The organism is Acinetobacter sp. 243_ASPC, assembly GCF_001054715.1.
Classification (GTDB): domain Bacteria; phylum Pseudomonadota; class Gammaproteobacteria; order Pseudomonadales; family Moraxellaceae; genus Acinetobacter; species Acinetobacter soli.
Map to the genome: position 1 here is coordinate 42,113 of NZ_JVOR01000081.1, position 17,681 is coordinate 59,793.

15 protein-coding genes are annotated in these 17,681 nt (G+C 42.8%); 13 read left to right on the plus strand and 2 right to left on the minus strand.

Annotated features, from left to right (window positions below; all coding sequences use genetic code 11):
* Position 1 precedes the first annotated feature (1 nt).
* From ADA42_RS08840 to ADA42_RS08860, 5 genes are all read left to right on the plus strand, one after another.
* Entirely contained in the window at positions 2-448 is a 447-nt protein-coding gene (locus tag ADA42_RS08840) for a hypothetical protein (protein WP_048764735.1), read from the plus strand.
* A complete protein-coding gene (locus ADA42_RS08845; protein WP_048764738.1) occupies positions 448-2,517 on the plus strand; it encodes a hypothetical protein in 2,070 nt (689 codons plus the stop codon). The genes ADA42_RS08840 and ADA42_RS08845 overlap by 1 nt, the downstream gene beginning before the upstream one ends.
* Positions 2,514-5,402 carry a lytic transglycosylase domain-containing protein gene (locus ADA42_RS08850; RefSeq protein ID WP_048764739.1) on the plus strand — a complete coding sequence of 963 codons (2,889 nt, stop codon included), beginning with the start codon at positions 2,514-2,516 and terminating at the stop codon, positions 5,400-5,402. Before ADA42_RS08845 ends, ADA42_RS08850 begins: the two co-directional genes overlap by 4 nt.
* Before the next feature lie 92 nt (positions 5,403-5,494).
* On the plus strand, positions 5,495-5,851 hold the full coding sequence (locus ADA42_RS08855) for a hypothetical protein (RefSeq protein ID WP_048764740.1): 357 nt from the start codon (positions 5,495-5,497) through the stop codon (positions 5,849-5,851).
* Between the two features lie 121 nt (positions 5,852-5,972).
* Complete coding sequence (locus tag ADA42_RS08860) at positions 5,973-8,516, plus strand: phage-like protein (RefSeq protein WP_048764914.1); 2,544 nt, start codon at positions 5,973-5,975, stop codon at positions 8,514-8,516.
* Positions 8,517-8,542: 26 nt separating this feature from the next.
* On the opposite strand, the gene ADA42_RS18580 is transcribed toward ADA42_RS08860, so the two are convergent.
* Positions 8,543-8,686 carry a hypothetical protein gene (locus tag ADA42_RS18580; protein ID WP_171249928.1) on the minus strand — a complete coding sequence of 48 codons (144 nt, stop codon included), beginning with the start codon at positions 8,684-8,686 and terminating at the stop codon, positions 8,543-8,545.
* A gap of 123 nt (positions 8,687-8,809) precedes the next feature.
* On the opposite strand from ADA42_RS18580, the gene ADA42_RS08870 reads away from it, so the two are divergent.
* From ADA42_RS08870 to ADA42_RS08900, 7 genes are all read left to right on the plus strand, one after another.
* Positions 8,810-9,145 (plus strand): hypothetical protein, encoded by a 336-nt coding sequence (locus ADA42_RS08870; RefSeq protein ID WP_048764743.1) that lies wholly within the window; start codon positions 8,810-8,812, stop codon positions 9,143-9,145.
* Between the two features lie 2 nt (positions 9,146-9,147).
* On the plus strand, positions 9,148-10,800 hold the full coding sequence (terL, locus tag ADA42_RS08875; protein ID WP_048764745.1) for a phage terminase large subunit: 1,653 nt from the start codon (positions 9,148-9,150) through the stop codon (positions 10,798-10,800).
* Positions 10,801-10,808: 8 nt separating this feature from the next.
* A complete protein-coding gene (locus tag ADA42_RS08880) occupies positions 10,809-12,776 on the plus strand; it encodes a hypothetical protein (RefSeq protein ID WP_048764746.1) in 1,968 nt (655 codons plus the stop codon).
* Positions 12,777-12,778: 2 nt separating this feature from the next.
* Positions 12,779-14,290 carry a hypothetical protein gene (locus tag ADA42_RS08885; protein ID WP_048764748.1) on the plus strand — a complete coding sequence of 504 codons (1,512 nt, stop codon included), beginning with the start codon at positions 12,779-12,781 and terminating at the stop codon, positions 14,288-14,290.
* A gap of 72 nt (positions 14,291-14,362) precedes the next feature.
* A complete protein-coding gene (locus tag ADA42_RS08890; RefSeq protein ID WP_048764749.1) occupies positions 14,363-14,764 on the plus strand; it encodes a hypothetical protein in 402 nt (133 codons plus the stop codon).
* Entirely contained in the window at positions 14,761-14,973 is a 213-nt protein-coding gene (locus ADA42_RS08895) for a hypothetical protein (RefSeq protein ID WP_048764750.1), read from the plus strand. Before ADA42_RS08890 ends, ADA42_RS08895 begins: the two co-directional genes overlap by 4 nt.
* Complete coding sequence (locus ADA42_RS08900; protein ID WP_048764751.1) at positions 14,970-15,485, plus strand: glycoside hydrolase family 108 protein; 516 nt, start codon at positions 14,970-14,972, stop codon at positions 15,483-15,485. The genes ADA42_RS08895 and ADA42_RS08900 overlap by 4 nt, the downstream gene beginning before the upstream one ends.
* A gap of 21 nt (positions 15,486-15,506) precedes the next feature.
* Here the strand turns inward: ADA42_RS08900 and ADA42_RS08905 are convergent, their stop codons facing one another.
* Positions 15,507-15,728, minus strand: coding sequence for a hypothetical protein (locus ADA42_RS08905; RefSeq protein ID WP_048764753.1), 222 nt, complete (start codon positions 15,726-15,728; stop codon positions 15,507-15,509).
* A gap of 128 nt (positions 15,729-15,856) precedes the next feature.
* Here ADA42_RS08905 and lepA point away from each other — a divergent pair, with 128 nt between their 5' ends.
* Positions 15,857-17,674 carry a translation elongation factor 4 gene (gene lepA, locus ADA42_RS08910; protein WP_048764754.1) on the plus strand — a complete coding sequence of 606 codons (1,818 nt, stop codon included), beginning with the start codon at positions 15,857-15,859 and terminating at the stop codon, positions 17,672-17,674.
* The last annotated feature ends 7 nt before the right edge of the window (positions 17,675-17,681 follow it).

Consider the following 17,681-nt stretch of genomic DNA (forward strand, 5'->3'; position numbering starts at 1 on the left):
CATGGCAGCAGTCGCAGCACTCCCGCTATTAGCCCAAGTCGCAATGGCAACATCGGTTGCATCTACAGCACTCGCGGGCTACTCAGCATATACAACGAATCGAACACAAGCAAAGCAAGCCAAAGCAGATGCAGAGGCCGCACAAGGCGCGGGACGAGTTGAAGCAGCGCGCATTCGTGACAACGTGGCCAAACAACAATCAAGCGCACGTGCAGCAGCCGCAGAAAATGGCTTGAGCGTAGGCGATGGTACCGCAGTTACGATCAATGACAAGATCGAGCAAGGCGGGCAATACGATGCGGCAATGGCTGAAATCTCAGGATTCAACTCATCGCAACGTTTACGAGCCGAAGCAAAAACATATCGCAATCAAGCGAATATGGCAGCAGCAACCACGGCATTAAACATGGCCTCAGCAGGGCTTAATTCATCAAGAGGCTGGAAGTAATGGCTAAAATCCCAGTAGGCAATTTTGGTAATGCCATGCCCCAAGTGCAACGTATTCAAATGCCGCAAGATCAAAGCGGCCAAATGCTTGCTGGGGCATTGCAAAACATCTCAAACACAACCAGTCAGCTTGCACAAAAGCAGGACGAGCAACAGCGTCAACAAGAAGTATCAGCCAAGAATTTAGAGCTGTACAACAATCAGCTACAGGCCAAAGAAGGACAGCTTAAGCTTGATGAAACATTGACAGGCGACTTTAGCGACAAAGTGAGCGAGATTAAAAACCGTGTCGGCAATGGTGAAATTAATGCAAAACAGGCAGATGAAGAACTAAACACATGGTCTAGTGAGCGTTTCAATCAGTTAAAAACAGATTTACCCGGACACGCTCAGCAAGATTTACAACGATATTGGGATTCAAACGTCAATCGACAACGATCCGCTTTTGTGCCGCTACAACTTCGAGCCGATGAGCAAAAAGGCGCTGTTTTGGGTGAGCGTTATTTTGATGTATCAACCCGAATGAATCGTGATGAGGGTAAAAACTACTTACTGCAGAACCTTTCTTCACTGCCGTTAGGACAGGCAGAAAAAGAAAAAATGATGCTAAAGTACGAAACTACACGCGACATGATCGAAGTCAATAACGACATCACCAATGCGATTTCATCAAATGATATCAGTGCATTAGAGACAACAGCGGCCAACCTTAAAGATAAAAAGTATTTGGATGGCAGCGTAGTACAAAAGTATCGTACCGAGATTGCCAGCAAGATCGCTACGCTTCAGCAAAAACAACAGGTCAATGAGAATAAACGGCTCAATGAAGCTGAAAAAGTGCTGAATGATTTTAAACAAAATGTACTCACTGGCCAGAACCTTGACTTAAGTTATCAAAACAATGTTGAAACAGCGGTGAAGGGTACAGCGCTTGAAGGCGAGTATGAGTTTTATAAAAAACAATCGTCTGACTTTATTCGATTTTCAAAGCTATCGACCAATCAACAATTGGCCGAGATCAATCAGCGCAAGGTTAAACAGAAAGAATCATCGAGCGCCGATCCAGTAGAAGACAATAAAATCTTGAGTACATATCAAAGTATTTACGATGCCAAACTAAAAACCAATAAAGAAAATCCGACTCAGGCATTGCGCGAGAAGGGTATTCAATTGCCTGAAGTCAATGCGCTGGATATGAAAGTTAACCCCGCTCAATTTACGCAAAACCTTGTCACCATTGGTTCTTATCAGGTGGCTCAGCGTAATGTTGATTCGAATGCGACGATTAAGCCTATCCCGAATGAAGTACTTTCAGACGCAAAAAAATCATGGGAAGAGGCCACACCGAATCAAAAGATTGATTTGATCAGTAACTTGATTAGTCAAAGCCGTGGCATTAAAGGCGGGGATCGTATTTGGGGCGCTGCAATTGGTCAGTTAAGCAATGGTGATCAGGCGTACACAATGGCAGGCGTGGCACGTATGAATAACTTTCGTTCGGATGCTGGGCTTGATGTTGCAACGGCGATTGTCGCGGGCAAACAGGCGCTTAAAAATAAGCAAATGATTCAGCCTAAGGATGATGTGCTTAAGCAAAAATTTAATGAGTATGTCGGGCAGTCTGTGTCAGGTGAAACGGCCAACATGACTTATGCAGCCTTTCAGTCAATTTATGCGTATCTCACTGAAGCGCGCGGGCAGCAACACAAGGACGCCGACGAATACAAAAAAGATATTGGTGATACGGCATTGTCACTGGCAACGGGTGGAACCTATAGCCAAGACGGTAATTTCAAAGACTACAACAACAATAAAATCGGTGATTGGAAAGTCTCAAAGCCTTACGGCATGGCTGATTCAACTTTTGAGGCAAAAATACAATCTGGCTATAAAACCATCTCACAGCAAACAGGCATACCAGTCAATGAGCTGCAAAACTTTCGCTTGTCTCGATCAAAAAAAACTACGCCGCAAGGTGAGCTTATGTATGACCTACTCAATGAGCGTGGTAATCAGCTCGTTGTTAAAGGTCATGAATGGCGTATTCGTTTGCAAGGGGTCACAAAATGAGTAACTGGTTATCAGGTGTCACAAGTGATGAACAACAGCAAATAGACACGCTTAATGAGAAAGGGGTTACAGGAAAAGACACACGCCAGAAGTCTGAACCCGCTTTATTCGATGGCGCTGTTTCAGCGCCGTTTCGTGGTGCGGTCGCTGGTCTGGTTAAAACTTATGACACGGTCACACAACCCATTAATCGTGTTTTAGATCATGTTGAATACAGTATTGATGATGTCAAAAACGGCGGCTTGGATGGGCCATTAAACGTAAATGAAAAATCATTTAAAGATTTCCATCAAGATAAAAATACCGAGCGTTCTAACAAACTGATTTATGAAGTTCACCAGTTAGAAGATTTTCAAAATACAGGAACAGTAGGCAATATTGCTTTTGGTATAACGGACTTCATTACAAGAGCGGGTTTAGGTGCTTTGGTGGGCGGTCTTCCCGGTGCAGCCGCAACGGTTGGAACATCGACAGGCAGTTTTAAATACCAAGAACTAAAGCATGACGGTGTGGATACAAACACAGCGATCGGTGTGGCTGGCTTAAATGCCATTGGTGATGCCGTTGCAACTGCCTTACCTATCTCGTATGGCTTTCGTGGCACAGGTGGGCTGCTCAAAGATGCGGCTTTGTCGATTGGTGGCGGTGTTGCAGTTGGCTCAGGTGTACAGGCAGTAAGTGGAGAAATTTTAAAATCTCAAGATTACAACAAGGCAGCTCAACGCTACACTGTGACAGGTGAAACTCTAGCAACAGATATTGCGCTAAATGCGCTCATGTTCGGTGGTGCAAGATATTTCCGTAGTCGCTCGTCTAATCTTGATCAAGCAGTTGATACAGAAATCAATCAACTCAATGCAGATCAGTTAGAAACGCGTCAAGATGCAATACACGAAACGCTTGTACGCAATGAAATGGAATTTGAAGATACAACACTTCCAGTTCTCACCGATAGCCCTGTAGAAATCAATAATCACTATCGAAACTTGGATACAGCCACAGCCCAAATTCTAAATGGCCAGACTGTGAATGTGCCAACTTCGGTCAAAGGTGAAGCCAAAAAGCAAAGCATAGATTTTGCTAACAGTGCCTTGCCTGCATCTGCTAAACAACTGGCTTTAAAGGCTCAACAGTCGGGCATTGATCCGGGTGTTGCTCTCACTATTTCACACATTGAAACAGGTGGGAAATTTAATGCAGATGCACAAAATAGCACATCGTCTGCTAATGGTATTTTTCAAGTCATCGACTCATCTTGGAAACGCTTAGGCGGTGGTAATCGAGCTGATCTAAACGAGCAAATCCGTATTGGCCTTAAGCACATCAAGGAAACCAATACCTACATGGCCAAACAGCTAGGCCGTGATCCTGTAGGGAGTGAGCAGTATTTAGGGCACTTACTTGGCCCAGCGGGAGCAACCAAAGTTTTAAAAGCTGATCCGAATTCGCCTTTAATCGATGTGGTACGTTCTTATGATCCAAAAAATGCCAATGCGATTGTGAAAAACAACGGCATGGCTGGCATGACCGCAGGCGAGGCGATCAATAAATGGCGTGGCAAGTGGAACCAGTTAAGTGCGCGTTATGGTGATACCAGTACAGCTATGGGAATGGATGGCTCAAGCTATAACTTCTCTTATGAGATTAAAGATTTAAATGATCTGATTGCATCGAATGACCAGTTATACGGTATTAATCCTGCTTATCCAGCAGAGCTACAACCACGTGACCGGACACGCGAAGCATCACGTCAACAGGTTGAGGACATGGCCGCAGATTTAAAACCTGAGTGGCTCGGCGAATCTCCAATGTTGTCCAATGGTGCACCAATTATTGGCCTCGACAATGTAGTCGAATCAGGTAATGGCCGAACATTGGCGATTGGTAAAGCATACGAAAATGGCCGATCAGATGCATACCGTGAATATGTACAGAATTGGGCGAATGAAAGAGGCATGGATATATCAGGCGTAAATCAGCCTGTTTTAGTGCGTACACGCTTAAGTGATGTGAATCGTGTAGAGTTCGCCAGACTTGCCAATGAATCCGATGTAGCGCAAATGAGCGCGTCTGAGCGTGCGCGCACAGATGCAGACCGTCTACCCGATGCGTCTATGCTCAAAACAAATAGTGACGGCTCACTCAATATCGATAGCTCAATGGATTTTATCCGTGGCTTTGTAGACCAGTTGCCGCAGTCTGAACGTGGTGCAGTCATCACAAGTGATGGTCGTTTGTCACAGGATGGGAAAAAACGGATTGAATCTGCCATTGCACAGCGGGCTTATGATGATCCGAACCTAATCGCACGCTTGTCAGAAAACCTAGACGATACATCCAAAAATGTATTGAATGCATTGTTGCGAAATGCGCCACATCTTGCACAGCTTAATGATTTAGTGAAACAGGGCGGTCGCTTTGAAAACACGATTGCTCAAGACTTGGCACAAGCTGCTCAGAAGCTATCTGACTTGAAAGCCAATGATTTACCAGTACGTGATTATCTCAACCAAAACCAACTTATTGACGATGGGCTTAGTGATGGAGCAAGACGATTTCTTGAGGTCTTTGATCAAAACAGCAAGAGTGCAAAGGCGATTAGTCAATCCATTGCAGATGAGATTCAGGCCGTTGAGCGCATGGGCGACCCGCGACAAGGCAGTTTATTTGGTGACACACCAGAAGGCAAAGCCGCGCTTGATGTGATTTATTCTAATCCTGATATGCCTGTTTCACGTAGTCGAACTGGTGCCGATGGCCAGCCAGAGGAATATACAACGACGATGCGCGAGTATCTTGCAGATTTGGAAGCAGAAGCGAAACAGGCTGATCTTGATACACTTGCAGCGCAAACAGCTTTAAACTGTGCTTTGCAGTTTGGTTAATGTATACTTAACTTGTGGCTAGGGTAGCTCCTGAACATCGCACACCCATGCGACCGCCACACTTCTTAATGGGTATTTAATAGGGTGTTAAAATGATCGATTTTACGAAGATTAATAAATGTATTGAAGAAGAAATAGATAAAAGAGTTGAATACCTATACAACAGAGATATAGATAATTCTATTAAAGAAAGTTTAAAATCTTGTGAAGTATATTTTATGGCAAATGAAGATTTGGAAATTCAAACACAAGATGATTTTCAAGTCGCTATATACAATAATGATCTTAATATTATAACAGGTCATGAAAAAGCGGTAGATATCATACTTCAAGATATGCAAGGTTATGTTGGTGATCTTGAAGACATTAACGCATTTGAAAAACTTTGGCTTAAGCTACATAATCAAGTTATTGAAAAGTTAGAAGATGCAAAAAAGGTAAGCAAGTAAAACCTGAATAACGGAGCGATACAGGAATTCCTGTATCGCTTAAGGTAAATCTTTTACCCAACAAACCCCAACAAACTAAATGCTCAGATAGCTAAAACTATTTGAGCATTTTTTTATGGCCATGAAAGATCAATGCAAACAAGCCGTAGCACAGGCACTTGGCAAGCAATCACTCTCAGCGCAAGAAGCCGCCAATATTGAAGCGCGTATCAATGAGACAATGCGCAACATGGCCCGCCGTGACGTACAGAAATGGCGTAATTTATCGGATGCTGAAAGACTGACCGAAGCATCAAAGCAAGTGGCAATCGATATACAAGAGCAGCTTGCACGTAAAAATAAAATTGCTTTTCAGGATATTCTTACTCAATCCAAGAACCTAGCTGCATTAGATCATGACCGGCTTACATCAATGGAGGTGGTAGATCGAATGGTGGCGGCGCACGGTGATATGTCAGGCATTCAATCTATTAACTCCAAAGCACGTGCCATAGCTGCAATTTATCGCGGTGATCTTGTAGATTTTTATACAAATGTAAAAGGTGCAGCGGGCATATTTACCGATGCAGAATTGGTTCAAAAGATTGTGCGTGAGCGTTTTGGCGATAGCACAGGCGACCCACTGGCTAAAAAAATCAGCGACAAAATGGGCGATGTGTTTGAAACCATGCGAGAACGTTTTAATCGAAATGGCGGTGATATTGGAAAGCTAGACAATTGGGGGATGCCACAGACTCATAACTTGGCCAAGATTGCCAAAGCGGGTAAAGATGCTTGGGTTAGTCGCGCTGAATCGCTGATTGATACCCGGCAATATGTAAAAGAAAACGGCGATTACTACAGCCAGCAAGAAATACGCTCGTTGCTTGAATATACCTATGACACATTATCTAGTGATGGCGCAAACAAAATTGAAGTTGGTCGTCAACGTGCAGGCGGCGGCACATCTAAAGTGACTAATCGCAACGCTGAAAGCCGTGTACTGCATTTTAAAGATGCGAATGCTTGGCTTGAATATCAAAACGAATTTGGCGGCATGCAATTTGTGGATCTTGTAGAGGCACATATCAATGGCCTATCCAAAGACATTGCCATGGTCGAAAATTTAGGAAGTAACCCAAAAACCGCTTTAAAGATTTTAATGGATGCGGCAGAAAATAAAGATTGGTCCAAAGGTATTGACCACGGTACCACGGAAAAATCTCGCAAACGCGCACAGGTTATGTTTGACGAGTTTAGCGGCGGCATTACACCGCAATCTGAAGTTTTAGCAAATCTTGGGTTGGCTTACAGATCGCTTAATGTAGCGTCTTTACTTGGTGGTACCACAATTGCTTCTATCGCAGATCAGGCAACCATTGCAAAAACAGCACACGTACACGGCTTATCTTACCGTCAGACATTTGGTGAACTGGTCAGCCAATTAAACCCAGCTAACAAAGCAGATCGAGAGCTTGCACACAGCTTAGGATTGGCCACAGAAGAAATGCTAGGCTCTATTGCCCGCTGGTCTGACGATGGCCTCACCGCAACACATGGTAAGTCTGAAAAATTGGCTCGTATATCCAGTGCTTTAGCGACTCAGGTATTACGTGTATCTGGATTGAATGCGCTTACATCTGCTTCAAAAGTCGGATTTACGAAAATGCTTATGAACAAGTACGGCACACTTAGCCGCACAAAATCATGGGATCAGCTCGACGCAATGGATCGTGAATTATTGTCTGGCACTGGATTAGATGAGCGTGCTTGGAAAATATTCCAGCTTGCCGAACCAGTTGTTGACCGCAAAGGCAATCAGCTTATGTCCGCACGTTCGATTTATGAAATTCCAGATAATCAGCTTACAGCCTATGGTGACCCAAAACGTGTAAAAGATGAAGTTGCCTCACAGCTTCAAGCGCACTTGATGGATGAGCAGGGCATGGCTGTGATTGAGGCGGGATTACGCGAACGTACATGGTTACAGGTGGGAGCCAAGGGAACCATTACAGGTGAGATTTTCAAAGGGATCACTCAGTTTAAATCATTCTCTGCTGCATTCATGATGCGTCAGGGAAGCCGTACATTCTCACAAGACGGCTTAAAAGGTAAGGCTGCTTATGGTGTACCGCTATTTGTGACTATGACACTGCTCGGTGGCTTGGTTGTTCAGTTACGCGAATTGATCAATGGCAATGATCCTCAGACGATGTGGGACAGTGACGATCCTAAAAAAACAGGATCATTCTTTTTGCGTTCTGTTGTCGCTGGCGGTGGCTTACCTGTGTTGGGTGACATCTTAGCGGCTGGTGTGGATACTTCTGGCCGTGATGCCAATTCTTTTGTCGCAGGGCCATTAGGCGGGGATTTCACTACATTGCTGGGTTTAACTGTCGGCAACCTAACCCAGTACAATGAGGGCCGAGACACCAATTTTGGCAATGAAGCATTCAAATTTGCCAAAGGCAAAATACCGGCCCAAAACTTGTGGTACACCAAAGCCGTGATTAATCGAATGGTTTTTGATAATATTCAAGATACAATTGCACCAGGTTATCGTGAGAAAGCCTTACGTAAAGCCGAGAAGAAATTAGACCGTAGTCGCTATTTAGGTGACTTTAATTGGAATGATTTAAGTTTTGAAGATACAAGAGCGCCAGATGTTGAGAAAGTAGTTAAATGAAAAAAGGCGCTTAATGCGCCTTTTTATTATCGACCGCCTGCTCGTCTATCAGCTGCACGATCTCCACATGATGAGCCATCTTTAGCCTTTTCCCAGCTATGATCGCATGACCCTGCAAAGGTTGATCCAATTGGTAAAGCAACTAGAATTGCCAGAATTAGTGTTTTCATTTTTTCCCTACGTTTTTGTTATTGAGAAATTAATATATAGCAAAGCAGATTTTATGCAAAGTTATTTACCCAACAAATCCTATGAGTATCCCCCTTATAAGTCACTTATACAGGGGGATTTTTATGTCTAAAGAAAAGAAAGTCGGTCACTTAAAACCTGAAACCAAAGAGAAGTTGGAACTATGCCTTGAAATGGCTGCAACGGACACAGTCGATTTAATGACAGAAGCTTATGGTAAAGATATCTTTGATAAAGAAGGACGCGGCGATAAAGTTTGGCTGTATAAGGGCGCTAAAGAGGCTCTTACATGCATGGAAAAACTTAAGCGTATCTTGAATGATGATGAGCTTGCTGTGGGTGATCCGAACGATAGAAAGATTACACCAGAAATGCAGGCAGCAAAGCTTTTAGAGGATGTTGCCAAGAAACTTGAAGCGCGCAAACAGCGCCCGAGTTAATCATGATTCAGGTTGGTTTTGCTGCGTTCTATCTGGTTTATGCTGAAACATTAAACTGGGTGGTGCCTGATTTTCATCTAGACGTCTGTGACTTTCTGGAAGATTACGGCTCACTCGGTTTATTGATGATGCCGCGTGGCCACGGCAAATCAACCATTCTTGATATTTATAACGCTTGGAAGCTGTACAACAATCCAAACCATTTGATTTTACATCAAGGTGCTACTGATCCAGATGCCTACAAAGTCAGTCGTGGTACTGAGCAAGTACTTGAGCGGCACCCATTGTGCCAGCTTTTCAATATTAAAAAAGAACGTGGCGAAACACAGAAATGGTGGGTTACTGGTTCAAATGATGTGCGTCATGGATCTATTCATGCACGCGGTATCATGTCGAATGTAACTGGTTCACGTGCAAATGAAATCCAGAATGATGACGTTGAGGTGCCGGGCAACATCGGTACACCTGAAGCACGTGAAAAGCTACGCTATCGACTTGGTGAACAAACTTTTATTTTGATACCCGGTGGTCAAGAGCTTTATGTTGGTACACCGCATACGCATGACTCACTGTATTCAGAAATTATGCTCAATCCAGATGCCAAGTGCCTTGTCTTTCGAATGTTTGAAAAAGAAAAACGCATTGAGCAAGTCATTCAAGCCGCTGTTGATTTTAAGCCAGTCTATATTTTTAGTGGCATTGGCCGCAGATCAAAACTTCTTGTTGAAAACCAAGACTATCAGGTCGTACAAAAGGGTACGGGCTACTTCATCACATTTGATGAATCTCACTCACTGATCGATATCTATAGCGAAGCACTATGGCCAGAACGCTTTACGCCTAAAGAAATGCAAAAGCGTCGCCGTAAATGCCGAACGCTAAACGAGTGGGATTCACAGTATCAGTTACATGCTAAACCTGTGGGGGATGTGAGATTGAACCCAGATAAAATGATTCCGTATGACTGCGAGCCAGTTTTAACTCGTGCAAATGGCACATGGCGCATGACGCTGGGCGAACGTCAAATTGTGGGCGTTACATGCTCATGGGACCCAAGTTCTGGCAAAACCAAATCTGACGTTTCAGCAGTTGAATTAGTGCTGCATGACGACCTTGGTAATAAGTATTGGCATCGATCGATTGAGCTGACTGGCGAAGTTGTTAAGACAGATGAACAGGGCAACATTATGGGTGGTCAGGTTTGGCAACTCTGTGACTTGATTGAAGAGTTTAATATTCCAAAAGTCACCATCGAGACAAACGGTATTGGTAACTTTGCACCAGCAGCATTAAAAGGTGCATTAAAGAAACGCCGTATTCGTTGTGGTGTGACTGAGCAGCATTCTACCCAAGCCAAGAACAAGCGCATCTTAGAGGGCTTAGAAGGGCCTCTAATCTCTGGCATGCTTTGGGTGCATGTGTCTGTGGTTGACACCGAAGATGGTGAAAACACATCAAAACAGTACAAGCAAATGCAGCAATTTAACCCAGCTCTATCAGATCAAGAAGATGATCATCTCGACTCACTTGCGCGTGCTGTCACTGATTCACCTGAGCGCGTCGGCAAAATACACAGAACAACGGAATCTAATGAGCGGCCTAATTGGAGGACAGACGGTGGAGTCGTAGAAGCCACCTTAGATTTTAATGATTAGGTGATGATATGGCAGTAGCAAACCAGACGCCGTATAAAGAATATATCGGCAACGGCACGACTAAAATTTTTCCGCTTGAATTTGATTGCGACGATGCCGATCATCTCATTGTTAAAGTGAATGATATTGATATTCCAGCGCTGAATAACTGGTCTTTGAATACAAATACGGGTTCCGTTGTATTTGCTATTGCACCTATTACACAATCTAAAATCATTCTTCAGCGGGATACACCGCTTGTACGAGATACAGATTACCAGACCTACAATAACTCACTACGGCCACAACCAGTAAACAATGATTTCGATAAAATCTGGCTTAAACTTCAAGAGCTTGGCGTAACTAACTGGCTCACGGATACCGATATTAAAAATCTGTCCGCATATGTGAACTCACTCAATGAAGAAACACGGGATGATTTTTTTAATAAGCTAGGTAATCTTGAACAGAACACCAATGCAATGCTTCAAGAGGCCATTAAAAACGGTGCTGTAAGTGCTTTGGCCATTACAACAGTTTCCACTGTTGATGAATTGGAAGCTTTGAGTGTATGGGACGGTAGAACCGTCTATGTAAAAAATATTGGTACTTTTGAATACAAAACTTCTCAGAACGCTTGGCAAGTATCTTTTAATAAAGCTGAATTCATGATTGATGAATCAGGGCAATCACAACAAGAGATCAATAATCAAATAGGTGCAAAATTAGATAGCTACTACGAATCTAGTTTTAGCTTTGGGAAGCTCAGTAAAACAACAATTAAATCAAAAGTAAACGGGGTTCTTTCTGTAGATGTTGAACGAGATGGAATGCCGCTGGCGCAGAGTGTTACAGTACCTTATGTGACAACAATGCAAGCTTATCATTCCGGGAAAGGCGAGCCCTTTAAACAGCTTATGCTACCTTCGGATGGTTTTGAGGATTTCAATCATTCTCCTTCAATAGTCATGGGTTATGATGAAAACGATAATCTCACGCCTGTTATGAAGGGTACAAATGCTGCTGTAGGATTTGATGAATTTCTTCGAGAAACCGAAGATCAAACAGCACTTTTAACGTTGCGCAGCTTCTATGCACAATCAATCAAGCTACCGAAGAACACTGATAACACGTTAAGCAAGTACATCAAACTAGTCGATATAAATGCGGGAAGTTTAATTTATGACGTTCAGTTTAGTGCAACAGTCGCGGGCAGCTGGGATCGTGAGCGCGTCGCATCTGAAACAACAATTTCAGTTAGTAATTATCAATCAATCGATTGGGCGAATGCTTCAGCATATACAGCAGACAAGTGGGGGGACTTTATCAAAGTCATCTCGTCAGGGCCAATCGGTGATCGTATAAATGTGACAACTTTGCGCGTCGGTGTTGTTTTAAACAATAATATTTTGTCCATTTATCTAATTGTGCCGCACAACTATATGGGCATGGTTCGTCTTAATCACATGAATAATGTGAGAGAAAACTTCATTAGTCCAAGAAAATTAACTTTCTCTTCACCCACTGGACTGATTGAGCTTAAACGCGGCGTATCGCTTAACAGCTATAACTCTGGTATTGCATCAGACGGTGCTGTTGTAATGTGCGATGCACACATACGTGTTGCGCATAGCAATAACCCTTCAGAAGTCTTTAGGGAAATAACAGTGGGGAACTACAAGTGGATTGGGTTTGGCACAACCAATCTACCTTCGACCACAAACATATATGTTCAAAGAATCGCGGTTGGAACTTATAGGCTTTTTAACATACCGGGCTTGTGGTATGGCGCTATGCGCATTCGTCAACCATCTGATCAAGACGGTAATCAAGTCGCAATTGCATCAATATCTGGCACTGAAGCAGTGATTTATATCAATGAAATTAAATATCAACTTAATACAACAACCAATGTGATTACTCGCACACAGGGCAATCTAATCGATTTACCAAATAATGCATGGGTTGATGTGTTTTATGCTGAGAACTGGAGCTGATCATGAATCACTATTACGTTGATACTCGAAACACAAACTATGGTGATGGATCAAAGAGCAATCCATTCAAAAAGCTATCCTCATTTTTGAAATCGGCAGTTGCTCAACCGTTTACGCTGCATTTGATCGGCGGTCAATATGAGATGATCAATGAGACGATTTATCCGTGGTCCCAGTTCATCAACAATAGCTCTCAACAAAGCTTTATTTTTGTTGATGATAAACGGAACGGCGACTTTTTTGACTTAATTAATACCGCAGATACAACACACATCGGCGGTAAAATTAATCAAACTACAATCAAAGATATTCAGTTTAAGCATGTAAGTGCAGTTTGTAACTCTGGAAAAGTCGATATTACACTTGAAGCAAAAGACACAAACAAGATCGCAAATGTATGGCTCGAAGATTGTAGATTTATTACTGCACCGTGGAGCAAGTCAACTCAAAAAGTCTTTGCAGTTTCCATGAAATGTTGGGATAGCGATTTACAAGAAGGGCATAAATTCGGTGCTAAGCGTTGTATTACTTACAACTGCACAGCCGGGATCAACGCGATGGGCAACGCTGCAACGCTCTCAGATACATCAAATGTCGGCGACAACAAACGCGGCAAAGGTGTTGTAATTGAAGATTGCGGATTTATTAACTGTTCTGCAGACGGTGCAATTTTAAATGGCTGTGCATCAAATCTTGATCCTTTAGTTGGCGTTGACGAATGGACAAGTCGCATCACACGTTGCTATTACAATATGGGTAATCAGTGCTTCTTAAAAGATGTGTGGACAGCAGCACTTTGGTTCTACTCATGCAATAAATGTTTAATCGAAGAAAGTGAAGTCGTCGGATCGGTCGGCTCTATTCGCGATAAGCAAGCTTTTGATTTTGATGAATACTGCTGGAATAACTTAATTAAAAATTGTTATTCGGTCGGAAATTGCGGTGGCTTTGTTCTAACGTCATCATGGGGTAAACCTAAACCGTCAGATTTTACAGGTTCAGATTACGACTGGTTTTTTACTCGTAGATTTGGTGGTGGTTACAACACTGTAGAAAACTGTATTTCTTACAACGACGGTTATGAGCGCGGCATAGTGCAGCTTCAGGGCTTTGTTTACGGTATGAAATTTAAAAACAATACTGTAATCAGAACACAGTCATCCGGTAATTATAATTTGTTTGGCGGCGCAAGCTATATACGCGGTGCATTTGACAATCAAAACAATTTGCTCAATGTAATCGATATCGATCAATGTTTGTTTTTAACTTCAAATATGAATCTAGGGCTAGATATTCGTTGGGCAGGCGGCGAGGGTCAAGGACAAGATCCAACAAAAACTGTAAAAATACAAAATAGTATGTTCACAGGTGTATCTAACAGTGGTTCGTTCGGTCAGGCGAATTTAATCAACAATCAATACAATGTGAATTTTGGAATTTTTAATGGTTCTGCACCATCGAAAAAACAGTACATTCTAGATTTGACCAAACATATTGGAATAGGCGCTGCTTAACACAGCAAACCATTATAAGCCCTTTGCTTTAATAGCTTAGGGCTTTTTTAATGCCAAAATAATGGGTGCTTTATGTCTGAACAAGAATCTTACGGCGTGCGATTTGAAAAGAAAATAGATCAAGTATCAGAGGGTCTTAAAACTGTTTCTGAAAATCAAGTGCGCTTATCCGAACAGTTAAAAAATATTCTAGATCAAGGCCGAGATAATGCCCGCGAGATTGAACGTTTAGATGAAAAGGTACGCCATTTGGAAAACAAATCCAGCACTGTAGACGGTGGCCTAAATGTAGTCCGCTGGATCAGTGGTGCATTAACTGGCGCATTAATTGGCATAGCTGGCTGGCTTGGATCATCGATCATTGAGCTTAAGCAAGAAACATCAATCCATACATCAAAACTTTTGCGCATCGATACTGATGCAAATGCAGCAAACGCGCGTATATCGCAAATAGAAAGGGACTTTAAAAAATGAACAATGACAATACTCGGGCGTATCTAGCCTTCTCATTGGTGGCATTAATGTTTGTTCTGATTGTTTCATTGTTCTTTATAGACATGCCACGCGAAAACAGCAACCTCATTAACACGGCTTTGGGTTTTATCGCTGGTGCTATGACAACTGCGTGCGGCTTTTACTTCGGCAGTAGTGAATCTGAAAAGAAAAAAGGTGATGAAAAATGAACTTCGAAATAGCTTTTCAAAGATTAATAGGTCATGAGGGTGGTTACTCAAATGATCGAAATGATCCGGGCAACTGGACAGGTGGTAAGGTAGGGGTAGGGTTGCTAAAAGGTACAAAGTTTGGTCTAGCTGCTAATACTTATCCTAAACTTGATATAAAAAACATCACCGTTGTTGAGGCAAAAGAAATCTACAAGCGTGACTGGTGGGATAAGTTGGGCGCAGATCAATTGCATCCAGCAATTGTCTATCAACTTTGGGATTTTGCTATTAACGCAGGGAAGTCACGTGCGGTTAAGGAGCTTCAGCAAGTTGCTGGCGTGCCAGATGATGGAATTATCGGCCCTAAAACTATTTCAGCAGTAAAGATTATGGAAGTAAATGATGTTCTTCTTAGGTTAGCCGCAGAGCGCCTGAAGTTTTACACATCATTAAGTACATGGGATCGCTACGGAAAAGGATGGACAAATCGAGTAGCCGAAAATCTAATTTATGCAGCTCAAGACAATTGAATTAAAGCGGCACAGGCCGCTTTATTGTTCTCTTACAGCTTCAGCCCCACGTATCTTGCGCTTTAATATATACGTGTCAGCTTCATCTCTACTAAGAAAGTTTTTAGCACCATCTTTTTGCTTTAAAAATCTGTATTGGGTCATGTGCATTGCATCTATGTCAGAATAATCTTGGTATTCTTCGTATGTGACAGTGCCAACGTGCAGATATAAGTCACCCTTTTTAATGTAATAGCGTGACATAATCAATTCCTTTGCTTTTGCTCACTTTAATCATATACTGTGCGCAAATTTAATTTTCCCTTTTTTTGCACGTTGTAAGTACTTTTTGATTAGAGTACATAATTGTGTACATGTTTTTAGAGTAATCTATGGCGGCAGCTAAAAAATCAGTTGATATCAAGAACATACGTAACTTCTCGATCATTGCACACATCGATCACGGCAAATCGACACTTGCTGACCGTTTTATTCAAATGTGCGGTGGCTTGCAAGATCGTGAAATGCAAGCTCAGGTATTGGATTCAATGGAACTTGAGCGGGAACGTGGAATTACCATTAAAGCGGCATCGGTAACCTTGTATTACACGCATCCGAATGGACAAGAATATCAACTCAACTTTATTGATACACCAGGACACGTCGACTTTTCATACGAAGTGTCACGTTCACTTGCAGCGTGTGAAGGCGCACTTTTGGTGGTCGATGCAGCACAAGGTGTTGAGGCGCAATCTGTTGCCAACTGCTATACCGCAATTGAGCAGGGCTTAGAAGTTTTACCGATTCTCAATAAGATTGATTTGCCACAGGCCGAGCCAGAACGCGTTATTCACGAAATTGAAGAAATTATTGGTATTGAAGCCACTGAAGCACCGACTTGTTCAGCAAAAACTGGTCTTGGGGTTGAAGGTGTGCTTGAGCGCTTGGTCGATGTGATTCCAGCACCAGAAGGTGATCGTGATGCGCCACTGCAAGCACTGATTATCGATTCATGGTTTGACAACTACTTAGGCGTTGTTTCCTTAGTACGTATCAAGCAAGGTCGTATCCGTAAGGGCGACAAAATGCTGGTTAAGTCGACCGGTCAGGTGCATCCAGTCACCTCTGTAGGTGTATTCAATCCAAAACATACCGAAACTGACATGCTCGAAGCAGGTGAAGTAGGCTTTGTAATTGCGGGGATTAAAGACATTTTTGGTGCGCCAGTAGGCGATACCATCACACTTTCCGCAACGCCAGAAGTTAAAACTTTGCCAGGGTTTAAAAAGGTTAAACCACAGGTCTATGCGGGATTATTTCCAATCGATTCAAGCGATTTTGAACCGTTCCGTGAAGCGTTGCAGAAACTTCAAATTAATGACTCGGCATTATTTTTCGAGCCTGAAAGTTCTGATGCGCTTGGATTTGGTTTCCGCTGTGGTTTCTTGGGCATGCTGCACATGGAAATCGTACAAGAGCGACTTGAGCGTGAATACGATTTAGACCTGATCAGCTCTGCACCAACCGTAGTGTATGAAGCACTGACCAAAAAAGGCGATACGATTTATATCGACAGTCCGTCTAAAATGCCAGATGCCAGCACGGTAGAAGACCTTCGCGAACCGATTGCAGAATGTCATATTCTGGTGCCTCAAGAATATCTTGGTAATGTCATGACGCTATGTATTGAGCGCCGTGGTGTACAAAAAGACATGAAATTCTTGGGCAACCAAGTGTCGGTGACGTTCGAAATTCCAATGGCTGAAGTGGTCATGGACTTTTTCGACCGCTTAAAATCTTGCTCACGTGGTTTCGCATCACTCGATTACAACTTTGTCCGTTTTGAAAGTTCATCTCTGGTTAAGGTAGACGTGTTAATTAATAGTGAAAAGGTCGATGCACTGGCCATGATCTGTCACCGTCAGGATGCGCGTCACCGTGGTATTGCACTGGTTGAAAAAATGAAAGACTTGATTCCTCGTCAGATGTTTGACGTGGCAATTCAAGCGGCCATTGGTGCTCAAATTATTGCGCGCTCAACCGTAAAAGCCATGCGTAAGAATGTATTGGCGAAGTGTTATGGTGGTGACGTTTCGCGTAAGAAGAAATTGCTTGCGAAACAAAAAGAAGGTAAGAAACGTATGAAGCAGGTGGGAAGTGTTGAAATCCCACAAGAAGCGTTTCTAGCTGTATTAAAAGTAGAGAGATAACCTTTAG

What these genes read in the sequence shown, in the direction of transcription:
- ADA42_RS08840 (WP_048764735.1), top strand. Translation starts at nt 2, where the DNA reads ATGGCAGCAGTCGCAGCACTCCCGCTATTAGCCCAAGTCGCAATGGCA.
- ADA42_RS08845 (WP_048764738.1), top strand. Translation starts at nt 448, where the DNA reads ATGGCTAAAATCCCAGTAGGCAATTTTGGTAATGCCATGCCCCAAGTG.
- ADA42_RS08850 (WP_048764739.1), top strand. Translation starts at nt 2,514, where the DNA reads ATGAGTAACTGGTTATCAGGTGTCACAAGTGATGAACAACAGCAAATA.
- ADA42_RS08855 (WP_048764740.1), top strand. Translation starts at nt 5,495, where the DNA reads ATGATCGATTTTACGAAGATTAATAAATGTATTGAAGAAGAAATAGAT.
- ADA42_RS08860 (WP_048764914.1), top strand. Translation starts at nt 5,973, where the DNA reads ATGAAAGATCAATGCAAACAAGCCGTAGCACAGGCACTTGGCAAGCAA.
- ADA42_RS18580 (WP_171249928.1), bottom strand. Translation starts at nt 8,686, where the DNA reads ATGAAAACACTAATTCTGGCAATTCTAGTTGCTTTACCAATTGGATCA.
- ADA42_RS08870 (WP_048764743.1), top strand. Translation starts at nt 8,810, where the DNA reads ATGTCTAAAGAAAAGAAAGTCGGTCACTTAAAACCTGAAACCAAAGAG.
- terL (WP_048764745.1), top strand. Translation starts at nt 9,148, where the DNA reads ATGATTCAGGTTGGTTTTGCTGCGTTCTATCTGGTTTATGCTGAAACA.
- ADA42_RS08880 (WP_048764746.1), top strand. Translation starts at nt 10,809, where the DNA reads ATGGCAGTAGCAAACCAGACGCCGTATAAAGAATATATCGGCAACGGC.
- ADA42_RS08885 (WP_048764748.1), top strand. Translation starts at nt 12,779, where the DNA reads ATGAATCACTATTACGTTGATACTCGAAACACAAACTATGGTGATGGA.
- ADA42_RS08890 (WP_048764749.1), top strand. Translation starts at nt 14,363, where the DNA reads ATGTCTGAACAAGAATCTTACGGCGTGCGATTTGAAAAGAAAATAGAT.
- ADA42_RS08895 (WP_048764750.1), top strand. Translation starts at nt 14,761, where the DNA reads ATGAACAATGACAATACTCGGGCGTATCTAGCCTTCTCATTGGTGGCA.
- ADA42_RS08900 (WP_048764751.1), top strand. Translation starts at nt 14,970, where the DNA reads ATGAACTTCGAAATAGCTTTTCAAAGATTAATAGGTCATGAGGGTGGT.
- ADA42_RS08905 (WP_048764753.1), bottom strand. Translation starts at nt 15,728, where the DNA reads ATGTCACGCTATTACATTAAAAAGGGTGACTTATATCTGCACGTTGGC.
- lepA (WP_048764754.1), top strand. Translation starts at nt 15,857, where the DNA reads ATGGCGGCAGCTAAAAAATCAGTTGATATCAAGAACATACGTAACTTC.